Source organism: Kamptonema sp. PCC 6506 (assembly GCF_000180455.1).
Classification (GTDB): Bacteria; Cyanobacteriota; Cyanobacteriia; order Cyanobacteriales; family Microcoleaceae; genus Kamptonema; species Kamptonema formosum.
On the sequence record NZ_CACA01000288.1, the window covers coordinates 25,816 to 44,679 of the forward strand.

The 18,864-nt window shown below is 43.3% G+C and carries 16 protein-coding genes and 1 riboswitch; of the genes, 13 read left to right on the forward strand and 3 right to left on the reverse strand.

The window, feature by feature from the left end:
* The first annotated feature begins 4 nt into the window (after window positions 1-4).
* The 8 genes from OSCI_RS16280 to OSCI_RS16315 all read left to right on the forward strand — a co-directional run bounded on the left by OSCI_RS16280 (window position 5) and on the right by OSCI_RS16315 (window position 9,820).
* Window positions 5-2,707 carry an AAA-like domain-containing protein gene (locus OSCI_RS16280; RefSeq protein ID WP_007356125.1) on the forward strand — a complete coding sequence of 901 codons (2,703 nt, stop codon included), beginning with the start codon at window positions 5-7 and terminating at the stop codon, window positions 2,705-2,707.
* Window positions 2,708-2,831: 124 nt separating this feature from the next.
* Window positions 2,832-3,728 (forward strand): EI24 domain-containing protein, encoded by an 897-nt coding sequence (locus tag OSCI_RS16285; protein ID WP_007356126.1) that lies wholly within the window; start codon window positions 2,832-2,834, stop codon window positions 3,726-3,728.
* Window positions 3,729-3,802: 74 nt separating this feature from the next.
* The gene (locus tag OSCI_RS16290) at window positions 3,803-4,579 is read left to right on the forward strand and encodes a class I SAM-dependent methyltransferase (protein WP_007356127.1); all 777 of its coding nucleotides are present in this window, start codon (window positions 3,803-3,805) and stop codon (window positions 4,577-4,579) included.
* A 59-nt stretch (window positions 4,580-4,638) separates the two neighbouring features.
* Window positions 4,639-4,785: riboswitch (cobalamin riboswitch) on the forward strand.
* A gap of 415 nt (window positions 4,786-5,200) precedes the next feature.
* Window positions 5,201-6,310 carry a fatty acid desaturase gene (locus OSCI_RS16295; RefSeq protein WP_007356129.1) on the forward strand — a complete coding sequence of 370 codons (1,110 nt, stop codon included), beginning with the start codon at window positions 5,201-5,203 and terminating at the stop codon, window positions 6,308-6,310.
* A 59-nt stretch (window positions 6,311-6,369) separates the two neighbouring features.
* Complete coding sequence (locus tag OSCI_RS16300; protein WP_007356130.1) at window positions 6,370-7,380, forward strand: methyltransferase domain-containing protein; 1,011 nt, start codon at window positions 6,370-6,372, stop codon at window positions 7,378-7,380.
* Complete coding sequence (locus tag OSCI_RS16305; RefSeq protein ID WP_007356131.1) at window positions 7,364-7,813, forward strand: hypothetical protein; 450 nt, start codon at window positions 7,364-7,366, stop codon at window positions 7,811-7,813. Before OSCI_RS16300 ends, OSCI_RS16305 begins: the two co-directional genes overlap by 17 nt.
* 30 nt (window positions 7,814-7,843) lie before the next feature.
* Window positions 7,844-8,848 carry a leucine-rich repeat domain-containing protein gene (locus tag OSCI_RS16310; protein ID WP_007356132.1) on the forward strand — a complete coding sequence of 335 codons (1,005 nt, stop codon included), beginning with the start codon at window positions 7,844-7,846 and terminating at the stop codon, window positions 8,846-8,848.
* Window positions 8,849-8,926: 78 nt separating this feature from the next.
* On the forward strand, window positions 8,927-9,820 hold the full coding sequence (locus OSCI_RS16315; RefSeq protein ID WP_007356133.1) for a serine/threonine-protein kinase: 894 nt from the start codon (window positions 8,927-8,929) through the stop codon (window positions 9,818-9,820).
* A gap of 196 nt (window positions 9,821-10,016) precedes the next feature.
* Here OSCI_RS16315 and OSCI_RS16320 read toward each other — a convergent pair whose 3' ends face one another.
* Window positions 10,017-11,069 (reverse strand): glycosyltransferase family 4 protein, encoded by a 1,053-nt coding sequence (locus OSCI_RS16320; protein WP_007356134.1) that lies wholly within the window; start codon window positions 11,067-11,069, stop codon window positions 10,017-10,019.
* A 193-nt stretch (window positions 11,070-11,262) separates the two neighbouring features.
* Here OSCI_RS16320 and OSCI_RS16325 point away from each other — a divergent pair, with 193 nt between their 5' ends.
* The 4 genes from OSCI_RS16325 (at window position 11,263) to OSCI_RS16340 (ending at window position 15,535) form a co-directional block, all read left to right on the forward strand.
* Complete coding sequence (locus tag OSCI_RS16325) at window positions 11,263-12,126, forward strand: 3'(2'),5'-bisphosphate nucleotidase CysQ family protein (protein WP_007356135.1); 864 nt, start codon at window positions 11,263-11,265, stop codon at window positions 12,124-12,126.
* Window positions 12,127-12,318: 192 nt separating this feature from the next.
* Window positions 12,319-12,999, forward strand: coding sequence for a Crp/Fnr family transcriptional regulator (locus tag OSCI_RS16330; RefSeq protein WP_007356136.1), 681 nt, complete (start codon window positions 12,319-12,321; stop codon window positions 12,997-12,999).
* Window positions 12,996-14,855 carry a M61 family metallopeptidase gene (locus tag OSCI_RS16335; protein WP_007356137.1) on the forward strand — a complete coding sequence of 620 codons (1,860 nt, stop codon included), beginning with the start codon at window positions 12,996-12,998 and terminating at the stop codon, window positions 14,853-14,855. The genes OSCI_RS16330 and OSCI_RS16335 overlap by 4 nt, the downstream gene beginning before the upstream one ends.
* 197 nt (window positions 14,856-15,052) lie before the next feature.
* Window positions 15,053-15,535, forward strand: a complete 483-nt coding sequence (locus OSCI_RS16340) for a TerB family tellurite resistance protein (RefSeq protein WP_007356138.1) — start codon at window positions 15,053-15,055, stop codon at window positions 15,533-15,535.
* A 53-nt stretch (window positions 15,536-15,588) separates the two neighbouring features.
* Here the strand turns inward: OSCI_RS16340 and OSCI_RS16345 are convergent, their stop codons facing one another.
* Window positions 15,589-16,134 (reverse strand): 3-isopropylmalate dehydratase small subunit, encoded by a 546-nt coding sequence (locus tag OSCI_RS16345; RefSeq protein WP_007356139.1) that lies wholly within the window; start codon window positions 16,132-16,134, stop codon window positions 15,589-15,591.
* A 184-nt stretch (window positions 16,135-16,318) separates the two neighbouring features.
* Here OSCI_RS16345 and OSCI_RS16350 point away from each other — a divergent pair, with 184 nt between their 5' ends.
* Entirely contained in the window at window positions 16,319-17,269 is a 951-nt protein-coding gene (locus OSCI_RS16350) for a hypothetical protein (RefSeq protein ID WP_007356140.1), read from the forward strand.
* Between the two features lie 179 nt (window positions 17,270-17,448).
* On the opposite strand, the gene OSCI_RS16355 is transcribed toward OSCI_RS16350, so the two are convergent.
* Window positions 17,449-18,699, reverse strand: coding sequence for an HhoA/HhoB/HtrA family serine endopeptidase (locus OSCI_RS16355; RefSeq protein ID WP_007356141.1), 1,251 nt, complete (start codon window positions 18,697-18,699; stop codon window positions 17,449-17,451).
* Window positions 18,700-18,864 lie beyond the last annotated feature (165 nt).

The following is an 18,864-nucleotide window of genomic DNA, read 5'->3' on the forward strand; positions in this document are numbered from 1 at the left end:
TTTAATGAATTTAGCAACAAAACCATCCTACTATCAAGTCGGCGGGAGTCTAACAGGTGACGCTTGCAATTATGTGAAGCGGCAAGCAGATGACGACCTCTACAGCGCATTAAAAGCTGGAGAATTTTGTTATGTTTTGAATTCCCGACAGATGGGTAAATCGAGTTTACAGGTACGAACAATACAAAGACTAAAAGCTGAGGAAATCGCCTGTGCAGCTATTGATATGTCAGAAATTGGAAACCGGGGCGTGACTCCTGAACAGTGGTATGCTGGTCTAATTCGCACCATAGAAAATAATTTTAATCTCTCAGATGTTGTCAATGTCCGAACTTGGTGGCGAGAGCGCGATTTTTTAGCACCTGTGCAGCGTTTGAGCGAGTTTATAGAAACTGTAATGCTGGCTAATATTAGCAGCAATATTGTAATTTTTATCGATGAAATTGATAGCATTCTCGCTCTCAATTTCCCCGCCAATGATTTTTTTGCTCTCATTCGCTCTGGTTATAATAAACGTCCTAATAATCCTGAGTATAATCGCCTGACTTGGGTACTCTTGGGTGTAGCATCGCCAAAAGATTTATGCAGAGATCCAGGTTCTAGTAGTACACCTTTTAATATTGGTAAGGCAATTGAATTATCAGGTTTTGACGAAGAGGAAGCAAAACCTTTAACGGCTGGTTTGGCAGCAGTTGCAGAAAATTATCAGGCGATTATGAGGGAAGTTTTATACTGGACTGGAGGACAACCTTTTTTGACTCAAAAGGTTTGTAAACTTATCCTTGAGAATACAGATTTAACCGAAAAATCTGAGCAAATTTCCCCCGAATTTATAGTAAGAAAAGTGGTGCATCAGAGAGTAATTGAAAATTGGGAAGCTCAGGATGTACCAGAGCATCTTTCGACAATTAGAGATCGTATTCTCACAGAAGATAAACATATTGTTAGACGCTTAGGGTTATATCAGCAAATTTTACAATATGGCGAAATTATCGCCGATGGCACTCCCGAACAGATGGAGCTGCGGCTATCAGGATTAGTCGTTAAACGGGGAGATAAATTAAAAGTATCAAACCTAATTTATCAGCATATTTTTGATATAAATTATGTGGATTATGAGTTAGGAAAGCTACCACCTTACTCTCAAGCAATCAAAGCGTGGCTAAATTCTAATTGTCAGGATTATTCTCAGTTATTACAAGGTGAAGATTTGCAGTTAGCATTAGTCTGGGCTGCTGGTAAAAGTTTGAGAAATCACGATTTCCAATTTTTGACAGCTAGCCAACAAGTAGTTTTAGACGAGCGAAAACAAACTCTAGAATCGGCTAAAATTGAGACTGAAAAAGCCAGAATTAATGCTGCAAAAGCCAAGACAGAAGCAGCAACTTCAAAGCAAAAAGCTAAACAATGGATTGGGATAGGTTCTGGTATATTGGCGGCATCTTTGGTAGGCGCAATCAGTTTTTCAACTCTAGCTTATCAGCGGTTTCAACTAGCTCAAACAAGTATTGAAATAGAACAAAATGGGACAGATGCTTTACTTTTAGCGATTTCTCAAAATTCAGAAAATAGCCAAGCTTTATTAGAGGCTTTACCGAGGGCAATCGCAGCGGGTCAGAAGTTGAGAGCATTGGTGAAGAATAAGCCAGTTTTGCAGCGATATCCAGCAACAAGACCTCTATTAGCTTTACAGATAATTCTCGATAAACTCGACGCACAAGAGCAGTTTAAAGGGTCTTTTCTTCAAGGAAGAGAGATAGCTTGGCAAGGTCACATTGGTGCTGTCACCAGTGTGAGTTTTAGCCAAGATGGACTATTTTTAGCGACTGTTGGAGTAGATAATTCAGTTAAGCTGTGGAATCTATCAGGCAAAAAGACTTATGAATGGAAAGCTTTACAAGAGTCAATTAATAGCCTGATTTTTAGCCCTGACGGAAAATATTTAGCCACAGGTGGAAGAGATGGTACTATCAAATTATGGAGTTTATCAGGTCAAAAAATTTATGAATGGAAAGCTGTTAAGGGAGCAATTACCAGTATTAGTTTTAGCCCTGATGGGAAGCTTTTAGCTGTTGCTGGTATAGACGATGCTGCAAGGTTGTGGAATCTTTCTAAACTGCCAAACTCTATCGCCTCTGGTGTTACACTCCCAGGGAATAATGGTTTAGTGAGAAGCGTAACCTTTAGCCCAAACGGAAAATTTTTAGCGACTTTAGATGGCAATTCTACAGTCCGGCTTTGGAATATCTCAGGAAAGTCAGAAGAAACTTTGCCCACCCAAGCTATTAGTATTAGCTTTAGTTCTTCTCAGCAGCAAAGACTATTTGCTACAGTAACTTTAAATGGTAAAGTGGGACTTTGGGATATGTCAAAAAAGGATTTATTGAAGGAGATAGAGACTTTGCATTTAGATACTAAGTTAGTTAGCTTTAGCCCCGATGGAGAGCGTTTTGCGACTGTCGGAATTGATAAGACGGTGCGGCTGTGGAATTTAGCGGGGCGACAAGTTGCTCAATTTGATTTTAACGAGAATGTTGTTAATGTAAGCTGGAGCCCTGATGGTAAAAAACTTGCTGTAGCAGGAAGTAATGGTACTATCTGGCTGAGGCGAATTGAAGATTTAGAGGAATTGTTGGTGAGAAGTTGCTCTTTTTTAAGCCATCAGCCTAATTACGCAACTAGAGTTTCAAGTATGTGCAAATTTTAGCGCAAACGACCTCACTACTCCAATTTACACCAAAAAAGTCATAAATTTACCGAAATTAATTAAGCTATAGTAGTAGCAATACATAGACTAACAGTAAACTGGGAAAATATAATCTGAGACAAAAATGGCACACCAGCAAGGTTCAAATTCTACTAACGCGCTGATTCGGACACCTATCGGTATCCTAGCGGGTGCATCTTATCCTTTTCGAGCATTGGGATTCCTTTTGCAGACTCCTAGACTCTGGGGTTACGTTCTAGTTCCCGTATTGGTAAATTTAATAATTGGCACTGCTCTTTATCTGGGCTTACTGTTTCCTAGTTTGCAAGGAATAGATGCTCTGGTTGCTGATTTATCAGTCAAATTTAATGCTCTGATTGCGGGTTTACCTGCTTGGTTGAGCTATTTAAGCGTTTTAACTTCTGTATTAGGTTGGCTATTACGAGTCCTTCTCGTTGCGGGATTATTGCTAGTAATTGGCTTTTTATTGGTGCAATTTGGGGTGATTTTAGGTGCGCCTTGGTACGGCCAATTGTCGGAGCAGTTAGAACTTTTGAGAATTGGTAATTTACCTCCAGCAGATACAAGTTTGCTCGGTATTTTTGGCGAAATCAAAAGAGCAGTCGGGTTTGAATTAAGAAAATTGCAACTTCTGATTAGCGTGGCCTTGCCATTATTACTATTAAATTTTGTGCCAGGAATAGGATCTATTGCTGCAACTGTCGGAGGTATTGCCTTGGGAGCAACCCTAGTTTGTTTGGATTTCCTGAGCGCACCTTTAGACAGGCGACGGCTTAATTTTCAAGATAAGTTAGCAGTAGTTCGCGCTAGTTTGCCTGGAAGTGCAACTTTTGGTTTAGTTTGCTTTGGTTTGGTAAGCATTCCGCTGTTGAATTTGCTGGCAATTCCCTTATGCTTAGTAGCAGGAACGCTATTTTTCTGCGATCGCATTTGGCCGGTTCGCTTTGCTGATGCAGAGAGAAGCAGCGAGTCAAAATCAACGGATTCTTTAATAGAATAGAGCGGTTGTGGGGACAGATTTCATATATTTACAGGTAAACTGAAGTAGATTATTGGGAAGGTGAGGATTAATTTATGGAACTAGAAGGCAATGTGAAACAGCAATTTGACCGCGCCGCTGCCGCTTATGGCACGTCGCCAATCTTTGCTAAGGGACACGATTTAGCGCTGATGGTGAAAACGGCATCGCCAACAGCAGATACGATCTTATTAGATGTTGCTTGTGCAGCGGGTCATACAGCTTTTGCCTTTTCGCCAAAGATTCGGGAGGCGATCGCGATCGACTTAAGTCCGGGAATGTTGGCAGAGGCGAAACAACAAGCAGCAGCGCGAAAGATTACAAATATTCAGTTTCAAGAAGCTAGCGCGGCCGAATTGCCTTTTAGCGATCGCCACTTCGATCTCGTCACCTGTCGCTACGCAGCTCATCACTTCCCCAGTTTACCACCCATTTTAGCTGAAATCCTCCGCGTTCTCAAACCCGGAGGTCAATTGCTAGTAGTAGATGCGATTTCTCCCGAAGAAAAACCCCTAGCAGAGTTCATTAACCAAGTAGAATTACTACGAGATCCTTCTCACAATCGCTATTGGATGCTGTCTGAATGGCAAGCGGCGGGAGAAAGTATTGGCATTCCTTTCACAATAATTTCTCAGTGGAATTTGCTAATTGATTTTGCCGACTGGACAGCGCGACAACAAACACCAATGGCAGCGGTTTCTGAATTAGAAACCCTTTTTGATAGTGCTTCCACCGCCGCGCGATCGGCTTTTTCTATTGTTAACTCGCCTGTGCGATCGTTTCATCTACCTTCAGTTTTATTGCAAGCAACGAAATCAATTTCTTCTCTCTGAAAATCGATTATTCTTGATTATTTTGACAATAACCTTGACTCTCAATCAAAGTTATGCTACTATTTAATATAATTGTCGGTTCTGATGGGGAGCAGCCATCAGACGTAAGGGGGAAAGTCCAGTGTAAATCTGGCGCTGTCCCGCAACTGTAATGAGAGTTTCTTATTCTCTGAGTCAGGATGCCCGCCGATAGTTTTCGATGTTGCCCAAATATCTGCGAGGTACAGATTATGTCTAAAAGCTTTTTGCGATTCCAAGTCGAGAATATCGTCTCAAGTCACAATAGCAAGCAGGTTGTGGCGGTATTGCCTAGTTGCTGTTAGTAGCCTCATCTCTCCCCATGTGCCCCTAGTTAGCTTTGCAATGCTAGCAGGTGTGAAACTGAGCCGCAGCCAAGCGGTTATTTCAGTCCTGTCGATATAGTTGGTTAACCAATTTTTACGATTCACAATTCAGTAGTATTTTCTGAGCCTAATTGCCGTGATATGGGGGTAATCGATGACGATTGCTCTATTTAATCTGCACGCCATCTTATTTAATCAGTTAACAGCTAATAGTTAATAGTTAACTGTTAACTGTTAACAGATGGCCTCAAAGTTGTTCACAAAAGAGCTTTATTGAATGGAAACCACAATTAAAAAATCTGACTTTGTTCTGACTCCCTATATGAGGAGTAACGACTTATGGGCGACTTATCAAATCCTCAACACGCTTGTCCCTTATCTTCTTTTATGGTTTTTAGCAGTAAAAGCAGTTGCGATTTCCTTTTGGTTGCTACCGCCGATAGTGCTTCTAATTGTACTTTTATCCGTGCGTTGTTTTTCTTTAATGCACGATTGCGGACACTATTCGCTCTTTAGTTCAAAAAGAGTTAATCGAGTCGTAGGTTTTATCCTGGGTGTCATCAACGCCATCCCTCAATACCCCTGGTCAAGAGATCATGCCTACCATCACAAAACCAATGGTGATTGGGAGCGATATCGCGGTATTGCCGACTTTCTTTCTACCGAGGAATTTTCAAAACTCAATTCATTTGACCAAAGGCTTTATGAATTACTACGACATCCATTAATGGCTTTTCCCGGCGGTTTTTTCTATCTCGCGATCAAGCCAAGAATTGCCCTGATCGCAGGAACTTATGATTTTATTCGCGATCTATTTACTCGATTGAAAACATCTCCCGGCATGAGTTTATCAGAAATTATCTCTGCTCATAAGTCCAAACATTGGTACACGGTGGCAGAATTTTGGGATCTGCTGTTTAACAACATTTGCGTTATTGGTGGCTTAATTATCTTTAGCTATCTCTTGGGGCCGGGATTCTTCTTAACCATGTACTCAATTATCTTGACTTTTTCTGCTGCAATCTTCATCTGGGTCTTTTTTGTACAGCACAATTTTGATGGCTGCTACGCCCACAAAACAGCAGACTGGAGCTACATTAGGGGAGCAATCGAGGGCAGCACTTACCTAGAGTTACCGACAATTCTCAAGTGGTTTACCGCAGATATTGGCTACCACAACATTCATCATCTTTCTGAAAGAATCCCTAATTATAATCTCGAAGCTTGTCATAATGAAAATATTCACTTGCTATCGAAAGTAAAAAAGCTGCGGATCGGCGATATGCTGGAATGTTCCAAGTTTATTCTCTGGGATGCTGACTCTAATCGCCTGGTATCGATCGCATCATTTCGTCAAGCGTCCCAATCAATGGCTCTAGGTACATAACCAAGTTTCCTAGACAAAATGGAAAAAGTTATTGTCAAAAATGTTGAGGTTAAATCGGGATGAATTTATTGTTTGCTACACTGGGAATTCTGCTGACACTCCTAATAGTAGGAATTGCACTCTATCTACTCACCGCTCGTCGTTATCAATCATCTGATTCTGTTGCCAATTCCTATGACGAGTGGACGGAAGACGGCATTTTAGAGTTTTATTGGGGCGAACATATTCACTTAGGTTATTATGGTTCGCCACCACAACAAAAGGATTTTTTAGCGGCTAAATCTGACTTCATCCATGAAATGGTGCGTTGGGGCGGTTTAGATCGATTATCTCCCGGCACTACCGTTTTAGATGTCGGTTGCGGAATTGGCGGTAGCAGCCGCATTCTGGCCCAGGATTACGGGTTTGCAGTCACCGGGATTACCATCAGTCCTCAACAAGTCAAACGTGCTCAGGAACTCACGCCAGCAGGTCTGAATGTCCAGTTTCAGGTAGATGATGCGATGGGATTGTCATTCCCAGATGGGAGTTTTGATGTAGTTTGGTCGATCGAAGCAGGCCCGCATATGCCCGATAAAGCTATTTTCGCCAGAGAGTTGATGCGCGTACTCAAGCCCGGTGGGATAATGGTTCTGGCTGATTGGAATCAGCGGGACGATCGCCAGCAACCGCTGAATTTTTGGGAGAAACCTGTGATGCAGCAGTTACTCGATCAATGGTCGCATCCTGCTTTTTCCAGTATTGAAGGCTTTTCTGAACTTTTAGAGGCGACGGGATTTGTTGAGGGAGAGGTGAAAACCGCAGATTGGACGGAACAAACTCTACCTTCTTGGCTAGATACGATTTGGCAGGGAATTATTCGTCCGCAAGGGTGGATGAAATATGGAGTTTCTGGCTTTATTAAGTCTGTGCGAGAAGTGCCTACGATTCTGTTGATGCGGTTGTCATTTGGTGCGGGTCTTTGTCGCTTTGGGATGTTTCGCGCGATCCGGGCTAATGTAGTAACGCGATCTATAGAGGTGGAAGCAGCAAAAATTCTGCGGGAGGAAGCCAATGCGAATGCAAAATGACCTTTGGCAAGGATATTTTGGCTATTGGCAGAACCGCTTCATTCACCATAATATTTTGATTCTGGGATACACGGCCTGGATTGGTTATGTAAATGAAGGACGTGGGCTGGTAGTTTGCGATGTTGTGGATGTAGTTCCTCCGTTCATTGATTGGACTATTGATATTGTTAACTTCAATCGGACATTTATTCCTCAAGGGCAGGTAGGGCGGTATCTGCAAGGTCTGGAACTGGAGGAAGAGGCTGTTAGTGGATTACTAGGGGCGATCGCGACCTATGACCCCACTCAGGCGATGGTAATTTTGGTTATTGGTAACGGTGCGATCGATATCAACTTGTTGCAAAACTTGGCGATTTCCCCTGCTGAATGTTATAAACAGGTGCAGCAACGTTGGGGGGAATTTCAGTCTGATTTAACCACCCACAGGAGATGACGATGAACAAAGCTTCTAGGGACAAGATTTATGAGACTGAGAGTTGCAGATAAATCTATAAATTTACCAAAGTTGATAGTAGTTAGTTGTAGTGCGATTGCCCTAGCGTTATGTGCAAATGGACTGGGAGTATTAGCAGCAGAGACGCAATTTGGAAACAGAACATTTGCTGATTGGTGTCGCGATCGGACTTCTTTAAGTCCTGAAGCTAAACATACTGTTGAAGTGCTGTTGGAGAAAGCTGAGACTACTGAGTGTGAGGCGGCTAATCAGACACTTTCTAGTCTCACGGCACTATACCTCTATAACAATCAAATCAGCGATCTTAAACCATTGCAATCTTTGACTAACCTAACTTGGCTCGACCTCAACGATAATCAAATCAGCGATATTAAACCCTTACAATCTTTGACTAAACTGAATGTACTCATCCTCCATAGCAATAAAATCAGCGACATCAAACCGCTAGAATCTTTAACTAACTTGACATCTCTCTCCCTCTACAGCAATAAAATCAGCGACATCAAACCGTTAGAATCTTTGACTAACCTGGATTTACTCGAACTCCATAACAATAAAATCAGCGACATCAAACCCTTACAATCTTTGACTAAACTGAATTTACTCCAACTCCATAACAATCAAATCGGCGACATCAAACCATTGCAATCTTTAACTAACTTGACATCTCTCTCCCTCTACAGCAATAAAATCAGCGACATCACACTCTTACAATCCTTGACTAATCTGACTATACTCGACCTCAGCAACAATAAAATTAGCGATATTAAACCCTTAGAATTTTTGACTAAACTGAATATACTCGACCTCAGCAACAATAAAATCAGTGATATCGAACCATTGCAATCTTTGACTAAACTAACTATACTTTACCTCTACAACAATCAAATCAGCGATATCAAAACATTGAAATCTTTGACTAAACTGATGCTACTCTACCTCGGCGGAAATTCGATCGATACCAAAACTTGTCCTCTTTCGCCAGAGTCTATCTGTAAGTGGGAACCACTATGATGAATTTAGTTGCTTTAAATGATGTTGCTTAAAGCCGATTAATATCAAATCTCGCCGATTGCAAATAGGACTTTTTTGGTGAACTACTGTATTAACCCTAAGTGTCACAATCGCCAAAACTCCGATGCAGTTAAATACTGCCCAGCTTGCGGTACAGCTTTGCTAATTAACGATCGCTACCGCATTATCAAACCATTGCGATCGTTAGACTTAGGACATCCTACAGAAATATTTGAGGTAGAAGATTGGGGAACTGACGAACAAGAATGGGGAACTCACAAAGTCCTAAAAGTCCTAAAATATACAAATAATTCGGATTTAGTTCGGTTATTTAAACAAGAAGCACGGGTTTTAATCTGGCTGAGGCATATAGGAATTCCTAAAGTAGAACCTGACGGTTATTTTAGGATTTCACCTAATGGTTGCTCTCAGTATTTACAATGTTTAGTAATGGAAAAAATTCCTGGTGAAAACTTAGATAAATATTTAGAGCAACATGAAATCTCTCAATCAATAGCTATTGATTGGCTAAAACAGCTAATCAATATATTAGGCTTAATTCACAGTAAAAATATTATTCATCGCGACATTAAGCCATCTAATATTATACTTAAGCCTGATGGGAAATTGGCATTAATTGACTTTGGGAGCGTCAAAACAGAAGCAGGTGAAAGTTTACCACTTGGTTCCTTGGGATACGCCCCACCCGAACAACTTGCAGGCAAAGCTATACAACAATCTGATTTTTTTGCTTTAGGGCGTACCTTTGTTTATTTACTGACAGGTAAAGCGCCTATAAATTTGATATCAGATAACGACCCAGAGCAAATTATTTGGAGGAATAGCACTGTTAAAATTGAAAATTACTTAGCAGATTTTATAGATGAAATGATGAATATTAAACCTGAAAAGCGGCCTAAAAATACGCAAATTCTACTTAAAAAATTAAAGTTATTCGTAACGCCACCCTAACTAACTAAGAAACCGGGTTTTTTGACGAAAATATAGCAACCGCTAAGGCAATACCAGACACTATCGATTGCTGGAACCCGCTGATTTTATTCCCTTCTTCCCTAGCCCCTAGCCCCTAGCCCCTAGTCCCTAGTTATTACCCACAGATTCTCTCAAAAACCCGGTTTCTGCTACGACCTGCGTAAGTCCTAAAGTATTAGAGTGCAGCTAGCCGCGCCGCTAGCGCCTCAATATACTGCTCGCTATTATGCTCTTTGAGTACCAATTCATAACCGCATTTTGCTTGTTTTTCCGCCTCTTGGGGATTGTTTAGTAACTTTATAATTGCATTCCGCAAACCTTCAGCATCCCCTGGATTAACTACTGTAGCGATACCAGGAGGCGCAAGGTAATCAGCCAAACCTTGAGTTTTCGTCACTACCACCGGTCGCCGAGTTGCCATCGCTTCTAGAAAAACTTGGATACCCGCAGCATACTTATTATCTGTCAGAGTAACTGCAACTATATCCGCATCGCGGTAGAGTTGCACCAACTCAGGCCAAGGGTAGAATTTACGGGACATATTCTCCGGCAGAATTTCAGGAAAAGCTTGCTTTAATGCGATCGCATCCTTAGAGAAACCGCTAATTTTCACATCCACATCTAAATTAGAAGTAGCTTCAGCAAGCAGCCTGTAATCCCGCTTTTCTAACCCGACGCTGGCGATCGTTCTACGCCCCTTATCAGGTCTTGGGGGGCCCGGCGTGAAAAAGTTTGTATCTGTCTGATCTAGAAGCAGCCAGCATCGGGATTCAGGCAAATTCAAGTAGCGGCACAGGAAATTAGCTTGAGGACTAGCACAAGCAATAAACAAGTCAATCCGGTTTCCCAAACCAAACAATTTCAGAGCCAAACGGCCGCGCGGCCGATCTATATTATGAAAAAATACAGCAATTTTGGGTCGATTAGACTTAGCCCCGCAAAGCGTGGCTACGGGAATACCAATATCCTCACCCGTACACAAGATCGTATCATTGCGATCGAGTTGCTCAGACAGCTTGCGGGCTAAGGCCCAATGTTCCGGCCGACTAGAAACTTTAGAGCGTATCCGATCGAGAAATAATGGGGAATACCCCTCTGGTTGATGGATAGTCGCCCCTAACCGCTGGCTGAGTCCCCACATCACATGACGCGGACAAATGCCAACTTCAGCATCTTTAGCGATACTCTCAAGGTCAATCGGGCGACTTAATGCTAAGTGATACTTCAAAGCGTCCTCCTTTTCCTTGACTGATAATCATGACATAGTGACCTATAGCAGTTTTCGGTTGCCTGAGAACAGGGTAATTGCTAATTAAGAACAGTACCTCCTCAAGTGAAAACTGGTATAAGTTAATCGTTGCGCCTTGCCCACACTACAATATGTTCACCTCTCAATTAATTACGCCTTTATTTTTAGCTATATGTCGTATCTTTCCACTGACCAAGACCAAAAAATTCGCATTCTCATGCGCGACTGCGGTCAACAGGCTCAAAAATTGGCTCGCTTGCCGTTTGAGGTTTCCCAAAAAGGGCCAAACGACTATGTAACAAATATAGACCAGTTCTTAGACCGACAACTCTCCGCCGAATTTCACCAGCTTTTTCCTGAAGATGGCACGATCACCGAGGAAAATCCTCTTTCTAGAGGAGCTTTTCACGCCAATTACCGCCGGATCTGGTGTATAGATCCTCTGGATGGCACAGAGGAGTTTATTCAAAAAAAACTTTATTACTCAGTAATGATCGGTTTACTATCAGATAACGAACCAGTAGCCGGCTGGATTTACGCCCCCGCTTTTGACTTGATGTATTGGGGTGGCAAAGATTGGGGACTGTTTCAAACAGAGGGAGACAACAACCCGCAGCCCTTAGTAGTTGCCAAACCTCCCGCGCCTACCCGCGAGAATTGTAAAATTATTTTGGGGGACAGAGACCAAAAAAACTTTGGTAGTGCGATCGCCCAACTCATTCCCGGAGTTCAATTCTACTCCCTCGGTAGCTTCGGTCTCAAAGTGATTGAAGTCATACAAGGTAGAGCAGGTTTATATCTCTACTTCAACGGTAGAGTTAAACTCTGGGATACCGTCGGCCCCTTAGCCTTAGCAAAAGCCGCAGGATTAGTCTGTTGCGACTTAGATGGGGAACCCCTTTCATGGACAGCCGACGCTGTAGACCCCTTAACACTGGCCCACAAACAAGCGATCGCCGTTGGTTGGCCAGACTACATAGAAACTCTGGGCGATCGCATTCGCCAAGCAGTGCGGACAAAATCGCGATCGTCGTAAAGCCCTCCTCTGAGCGGTAAATTACCTCCCAGAGGGCGGCATTACAAAGAATCTTAAGATTTTCATACGATCCAAGCCCCACCGCCCTTATCATCAATAATTAAGGAGCAAAAAGTTCTTTTTGCCGAGCAACCTTAGTTCCCCAACTGCCGGCTGTGGCATATTAAAATTTCCCCATTACCGCGAGTTTTCATGGAGACAGAAGCTTTTAGTGAGCTTTTCCCCCTCTTAAAGGGAGCCAACCCACAGACATTGGAAAGTCTGCTGTCCGTTGCCGTTAAGCACGAATATCCACCAGGCAGAGCTGTCTTAATGGAAGACGCTTGGGGCAACGCCATCTATTTTGTGGTGTCAGGCTGGGTCAAAGTCCGCCGTCTCTCTGGAGATAATGTCGTGACTTTGGCGATTTTGGGGCGCGGCAACTTCTTTGGCGAAATGGCCATTCTGGACGAGTCCCCCCGCTCCAATGACGTGATTGCCCTTTCAGCAGTGCGGTTGATTAGCGTCACTGCTCAGCGATTTATTCAAATCCTATTTAAAGACCAGCAGTTGCACCACCGAATGTTGCAATTGATGGTAAGACGGCTGCGCCAAACCAACCTGCGCTATCAAATCCGTAACCGACCACCAGCCGTTAAACTAGCCAATACTTTAGTCGAACTAGCAGAAAACTATGGTCAAAAAACCGAATATGGTACTGACATCTTTAACATCCCTTACAAAGACTTAGCGGACGTGACAGATATCGGTCTAGAGGAAACTAGCAAAATTATGGAAAAACTGGATAGCAAAGGTTGGATCAAAATCGATCCTGACCGTCAAGCCATCCATTTGACCAACCTCAAGCACTTGAAGAATTTAGCAAATCAATGACTGATGCCACCATCTCTCGCCCGTTACCAGCCAGCGGAACTGCTAACTCAGAGCAGATAGCGCCGGGGATTCAATACTGGGTAGCCATGCCCCAGCCAGAAAATCACCTGTTTGAAGTGACTTTGCGCGTGCAAGCTTGGCACGAATCTGTTCTGGATTTAAAAATCCCGGTTTGGACTCCGGGATCTTACTTAGTTCGAGAGTACGCTAGGCACCTCCAGAACTTCCGCGCCTACGCTGGAGAAAATCGGTCTTTGCCTTGGCGCAAAATTAGCAAAAATCACTGGCAAATTGAGACGGAAAATATCTCGGAAGTAACGGTGCAGTATTGCATTTTTGCTAATGAATTGACAGTGCGGACTAATCATTTAGACTCCTCTCATGGCTATTTTAATGGGGCGGCACTGTTTTTTTATATCCCTGGATTTGAGCGTAATTCTTACACGGTGACTATTGTGCCACCGAAACCTTCTTGGCAAGTTACTACTACTTTGCCTGCTATCTTACAGGAATCTCATACTTTCCTGGCTGTGGATTTTGATACTTTGGTAGATAGCCCCTTTGAGATTGGCTCTCACCAACTTTATGATTTTGAAGTCAGAGGAAAATCTCATTCCTTGGCGATTTGGGGTAAAGGCAATCTCGAACCGAAGCGCATGATTCGGGATATGCAGAAAATTATTGAGGTCGAAGCTGAATTATTCGGAGATTTGCCTTACGATCGCTATTTATTTCTGCTGCATTTATCAGGTTCAGGTTTTGGCGGTTTAGAACACAAGTTTAGCTGTTCGCTGAACTATCCTCGCTTTGGTTTTCGCCGTCAGGAAAAGTACGATCGCTTCATGCAGCTAGTCGCTCATGAATTTTTCCACCTGTGGAATGTTAAGCGTATCCGCCCTAAAGCTTTAGAAGTTTTTGACTATGATGGAGAGAATTATACTCCTTCTCTCTGGTTTTCGGAAGGCACGACGAGCTATTACGATCTAGTGATTCCTTTCCGAGCCGGAATTTATGATATTAAGGGGTTTTTCCAAAGTTTGGGTAAGGAAATTACTCGCTTTCAAACAACTCCTGGTCGTCAGGTACAACCTCTAAACGAGTCAAGTTGGGATGCTTGGATTAAGCTTTACAGGCGAGATGCTAATAGTGATAATAGCCAGATTTCTTATTATTTGAAAGGGGAAATGGTGTCATTGCTGTTAGATTTGCTGATTCGGGCGCGTCACGGAAATACGCGATCGCTTGATGATGTAATGCGAATTATGTGGGAAAATTTTGGCAAAGGGACTGCTAATTCCCCAAATCAGCAACAGCCACTTTTTAACGAGATCCGAACAGAAGTTGGCTTTACCCCCGAACAGTTACAAAGTGTAATTGAGTCAGTAGCAGGGATAGATTTAAGCGACTTTTTTCAGCGGTATCTAGACAGCACCGAAGAGTTGCCATTTAACGAATACCTAGAACCCTTTGGACTTCAGTTAGTAGGCGACGATCCTGGTGGTTCCCCCCACATCGGTTTGACCGCAGGGATAGAGAATGGACGGGAGATGATAAAATTTGTGGAAGCAGGGGGGCCCGCACAGTTAGGGGGTATTGACGCTGGGGACGAATTGCTAGCAGTTGACGGTTTCCGGGTAACTGCTGAACATTTGAGCGATCGCCTTAAAGATTATCAGCCGGGAGATGCGATCGCCGTGACTGTCTTTCACCAAGACGAACTGCGGACTTGTCGAGTTACTCTCGTCAAACCCCGCCCCAATCGCTATCAGATTCTAACATTAGAGCACCCAACATCAATTCAGAAACAAAACTTTGCTGGATGGCTCGGAGTGCCTCTATCCAAATTTGTGACATGATATACAGTTAACGGTTAACGGTTAACTGTTAACTGTTAACTGTTAACTGTTAACAAAGCACAAGAGTTTAAGGAGTAATGCTTACGTTCATAAGGGGGTCACACTTACGTTATTACCAGTTAACAGTTACCAATTAGCAATTAGCAATTAGCTATTACCAATTACCAATTACCAATTACCAATTACCAATTTTTATTATGCAACCACCACCTCCTCCATCCATTAATCCCCGTCAAATGAACCTACTAAGGATTGTTGCTTCTATGGCATGGTCTGACGGAGAACTCGCAACAGAAGAAGTGGATTTAATGTTAAACCGCTTCAGTCGTTTATTTGCCCCCGGTGACAATCAGCAACAAGTGCAACAAGTGCAACAAGAATTGCGAGATTACTTGATGCAAAATCTCCCCTTAGATGAATTGATTCCACAATTAGAAAGCCAGGAAGAACGCGAATTAGTGTTGCAACTAGGTTATGAAGTGATTGCTTCTAGTGCTCGCACGCCTGACGAACCCAAAATCAACGCTGATGAAGCAGCAGCCTATCAAAAATTAGTGCAGTTGCTAAACCTGCCGGAAGATGTAGTCAAGCGCACGGAAGCAGAAGCTTTGGTTGATGATAACGAAGAAGGAATCATCGATAAAATGGTTCGCAAGCTCCAGAAATTTATCCAAAAGTAATAGTTAATTGTTAACAGTTAACGGTTAACTGTTAACAATTAACTGTTAACTGATTACCGAGTGGCAATCATGCCCGTAAGACGAGCGTAGTCAAAAAGTCCTCCAGCATCAATTACTGGCCCTACATCTCCCAGAGGCTTAAGTTCGTAAGTTTTGCCTAGAGTGTGATTAATGATTTGATTTTGTTCAGAATCGATACTAACATCCTGGCCAGTAGCAAATAAATCGCATAGCCGCTCGACAGATTCCCAAGGGTACAATTCACCTGTAGCGGAGCAATTGCGAAAGAAAATCCGGGCGTAAGATTGAGCGACAACCGCTTGGACACCAGCAGCTCCTAATGCAATGGGAGCGTGTTCCCGTGAAGAGCCGCAACCAAAATTTTCTCCTGCAACAATAATAGGGTAGCGCGTTTTGATTTCTGGGGGTTGTATGAACTTGCCGTAACGATTGGGCAACCCTACTAGAGCGTAGCTTCCTAGTTTCTCATACTCGTCTGGCTTGGAAGGAACTAAGGTGAGATATTCAGCAGGAATGATTTGATCGGTATCGATATTATCATCTAAAACAAAAATTTGACCGCGAATTACTTTGCTCATAGTTAATTTTTCGGTTCGGTTGAGGTGATGCAGGAGTTTTCATGTATGGCGATCGCTACATTCTAACTTGCTATGCCCTCTAGAGTACAAAGAGTTCCTGAAGTGCGATCGCTCAAGCTGAAGCAACACTCAAGCCATGTTCTCCTCTTGACTCTACCCGTTACCCTCCTTAACTGATAGTCTTATGAAAAATCACATAAATACATTCGGACTGAACTATAAATTCATTCTTGAACCTAAAATGGTAGATCGGATTGATGAAATAGCCATACAAGCTCGTCAGGGTAGTGTTGCAGCGATTATTCAAGTGCTCAACGAAAAGTTGGCAGAAGTCGGTGTCAGAACTAGAGCTGTGTTTGCAGATGGTGTCTTACAACTGCTATGCGAGGCCCCAAAAGTCGATCAGCTCGAACAGTCTACCTTGGTGGAGCGCATTCGACAGATTCTCGAAGGAATTTCACCGCGCTACATTCGCCGAGTCAATATTAACAGCCGGATTGTCCGAGAACAGCAGTTGCTCTGGCTAGAAGAAATTAGCCGAAATCCCGAAAATCAATTGCTGTGGTCAAAACAAATTATCCTCGCAAAGCCCAACTTTTTTAAACAGTCCTTCGAGGATCTTAACTATATCTTCGGCTGGCTTCGCTCAGGCAAAACTCAATCCCAGAAGCCAGTTTTACCCAAAACTTCCTCATCATCTCTGTTACGCGATCGGCGACAATATCAGCGGGGTCTAGTCGGCGGAGTCAGCCTGAGTTTATTTTTGCTGATGGTAGGTTTGGTACTGCACAATTGGCTTAATGCTCAAGATTCTGAGACTGTTCAAGCTACAACTCAATCCGTACCCTACAACATTTCCCCCAATCCAGTTCCGGCAACCCCAAAACCTGCAAGTATCGCTCAATCTCAAGATGATTTCGCACAAGCTGTGCGGCTAGCTCAACAAGCCGCAGACAGTGGTAAAAACGCTCAAACTCGCGAGGATTGGTTGGTAATAGCTGCTAAATGGCAGCAAGCATCCGAACTGATGAGCGCAGTAGTGCCCGCTCATCCACGCTACGATACCGCTGTAAACAGAGCTGCGCTTTACCGCCAATACAGTGACGACGCACAACAGGAAGCTCAGAAGTATTAGGGACTGAAAACTGGGGAAGGTAGGGAACATTAGTTGTTAGTTGTTAGTTGTTAGTTGGTAATTGCTAATTGCTAATTGCTAATTGCTAATTGCTAATTGCTAATTGCTAATTACCCCCTATCTTCCCCATCTCCCTCTCTCTTTCCCTAGCCCCTAGCCCCTAGCACCTAGTCCCTTCTTTAGCGGGCAGATTGAACTGGGAGATTTCCTGGTTTTACTTCCAAATTAATCAGCTTACCATCGCGGTTTACCTCTACTTGTAAAGAAGTACCAACTTTAGTATTCTGTACCAATTTTTGCACCGATTCCGATTTGAGCATGGGCTGATTATTGATCTTCTGAATGACATCTCCCGGCCGGAAACCTGCCCTAGCAGCAGGAGAAGCAGGAACAACGCTGTTAATTAAAATTCCTTCGCTAACATTGACACGAATTCTGCTATTCGGATCGTTGTTAACTAGCTGCTGAATTTCGGGTGTCAGCGTCGCCATCTCAATACCTAAATAAGCGTGTTCAACTTTGCCTGTTGTAATCAATTGTTGAGCAATTTGCTGTGCTTCATTAATAGGAATTGCAAATCCCAATCCTTGAGCACCGCTGATAATTGCCGTGTTCATACCAATCACTTCACCAGCAGCATTCAATAGTGGGCCGCCTGAATTTCCGGGATTAATTGCTGCATCAGTTTGAATAAAGCCAATCCGCTTATCTGGGACACCCACATCGCGACTAGAGCGGCCTGTAGCACTGATGATCCCAGCAGTTACCGAGTTATCTAAACCCAAAGGATTACCGATCGCGATCGCCCATTCCCCAGGTAACAATTGGTCAGAGTTTCCTACCTTCGCAATTGGCAGCTTATCGGCCTCAATCTTCACCACTGCCACATCCGTTACTCGATCTTCCCCCAAAACTTTCCCCTCAAAGGTGCGACCGTCCTTGAGTGTCACACTTACTGTATCTGCCCCATCTACAACGTGAGCATTAGTGAGTACCTGACCATCAGCACTGATTACAAAACCGGAACCAGTTCCCCGCTCAACCCGTCCTCTACCTTGTGGTTGTTCTCCCCTAAAAAAATCTTCAGGAGATTGTCCATCCAACCCTAGTCCTCCCGATCCTACCCGTCGAGAAGAGTCAATCCGAACCACCGCCGGCCCGACTTTCTGCACCGCCGCCGCAATAAAATTCTCCTCACCGGGAGCGATCGGCAGGGGAAGTTGTGAGACGATCTGAGCCTGAGAATTGCTATTGTCAGAAGGAATTTTGACTTGCGGTTGGTCAAGTTTCTGCTCTATTCGGTTCTGAGCAGAAACAGGTATTTTCGACAATACTAAGCGATCGCCAATTAGCGCCGCTCCTGCTCCCGTCACCAAAAGCAATATATAAATCGTCGGTTGTTTCCAAAATTTGCCAGTTGAACTATTCATCGCGACCCCATTAGCCAACAAGCTAAATTACAACAGTTGCAGATTCAATCCCCGATTGTACTTTGTAAACTATTGTGTACTTTCAGGATACTTCCTTAACTTTAGCATTTCCAAGGCAGAAGGAAAGGATGGAAGAGATAGGGAGATAACGACTTTTGAGTTGCG

Excerpts from the sequence above, each read along its gene's own strand:
- OSCI_RS16280 (WP_007356125.1), top strand. The coding sequence starts at position 5 with ATGAATTTAGCAACAAAACCATCCTACTATCAAGTCGGCGGGAGTCTA.
- OSCI_RS16285 (WP_007356126.1), top strand. The coding sequence starts at position 2,832 with ATGGCACACCAGCAAGGTTCAAATTCTACTAACGCGCTGATTCGGACA.
- OSCI_RS16290 (WP_007356127.1), top strand. The coding sequence starts at position 3,803 with ATGGAACTAGAAGGCAATGTGAAACAGCAATTTGACCGCGCCGCTGCC.
- OSCI_RS16295 (WP_007356129.1), top strand. The coding sequence starts at position 5,201 with ATGGAAACCACAATTAAAAAATCTGACTTTGTTCTGACTCCCTATATG.
- OSCI_RS16300 (WP_007356130.1), top strand. The coding sequence starts at position 6,370 with ATGAATTTATTGTTTGCTACACTGGGAATTCTGCTGACACTCCTAATA.
- OSCI_RS16305 (WP_007356131.1), top strand. The coding sequence starts at position 7,364 with ATGCGAATGCAAAATGACCTTTGGCAAGGATATTTTGGCTATTGGCAG.
- OSCI_RS16310 (WP_007356132.1), top strand. The coding sequence starts at position 7,844 with ATGAGACTGAGAGTTGCAGATAAATCTATAAATTTACCAAAGTTGATA.
- OSCI_RS16325 (WP_007356135.1), top strand. The coding sequence starts at position 11,263 with ATGTCGTATCTTTCCACTGACCAAGACCAAAAAATTCGCATTCTCATG.
- OSCI_RS16330 (WP_007356136.1), top strand. The coding sequence starts at position 12,319 with ATGGAGACAGAAGCTTTTAGTGAGCTTTTCCCCCTCTTAAAGGGAGCC.
- OSCI_RS16335 (WP_007356137.1), top strand. The coding sequence starts at position 12,996 with ATGACTGATGCCACCATCTCTCGCCCGTTACCAGCCAGCGGAACTGCT.
- OSCI_RS16340 (WP_007356138.1), top strand. The coding sequence starts at position 15,053 with ATGCAACCACCACCTCCTCCATCCATTAATCCCCGTCAAATGAACCTA.
- OSCI_RS16345 (WP_007356139.1), bottom strand. The coding sequence starts at position 16,134 with ATGAGCAAAGTAATTCGCGGTCAAATTTTTGTTTTAGATGATAATATC.
- OSCI_RS16350 (WP_007356140.1), top strand. The coding sequence starts at position 16,319 with ATGAAAAATCACATAAATACATTCGGACTGAACTATAAATTCATTCTT.
- OSCI_RS16355 (WP_007356141.1), bottom strand. The coding sequence starts at position 18,699 with ATGAATAGTTCAACTGGCAAATTTTGGAAACAACCGACGATTTATATA.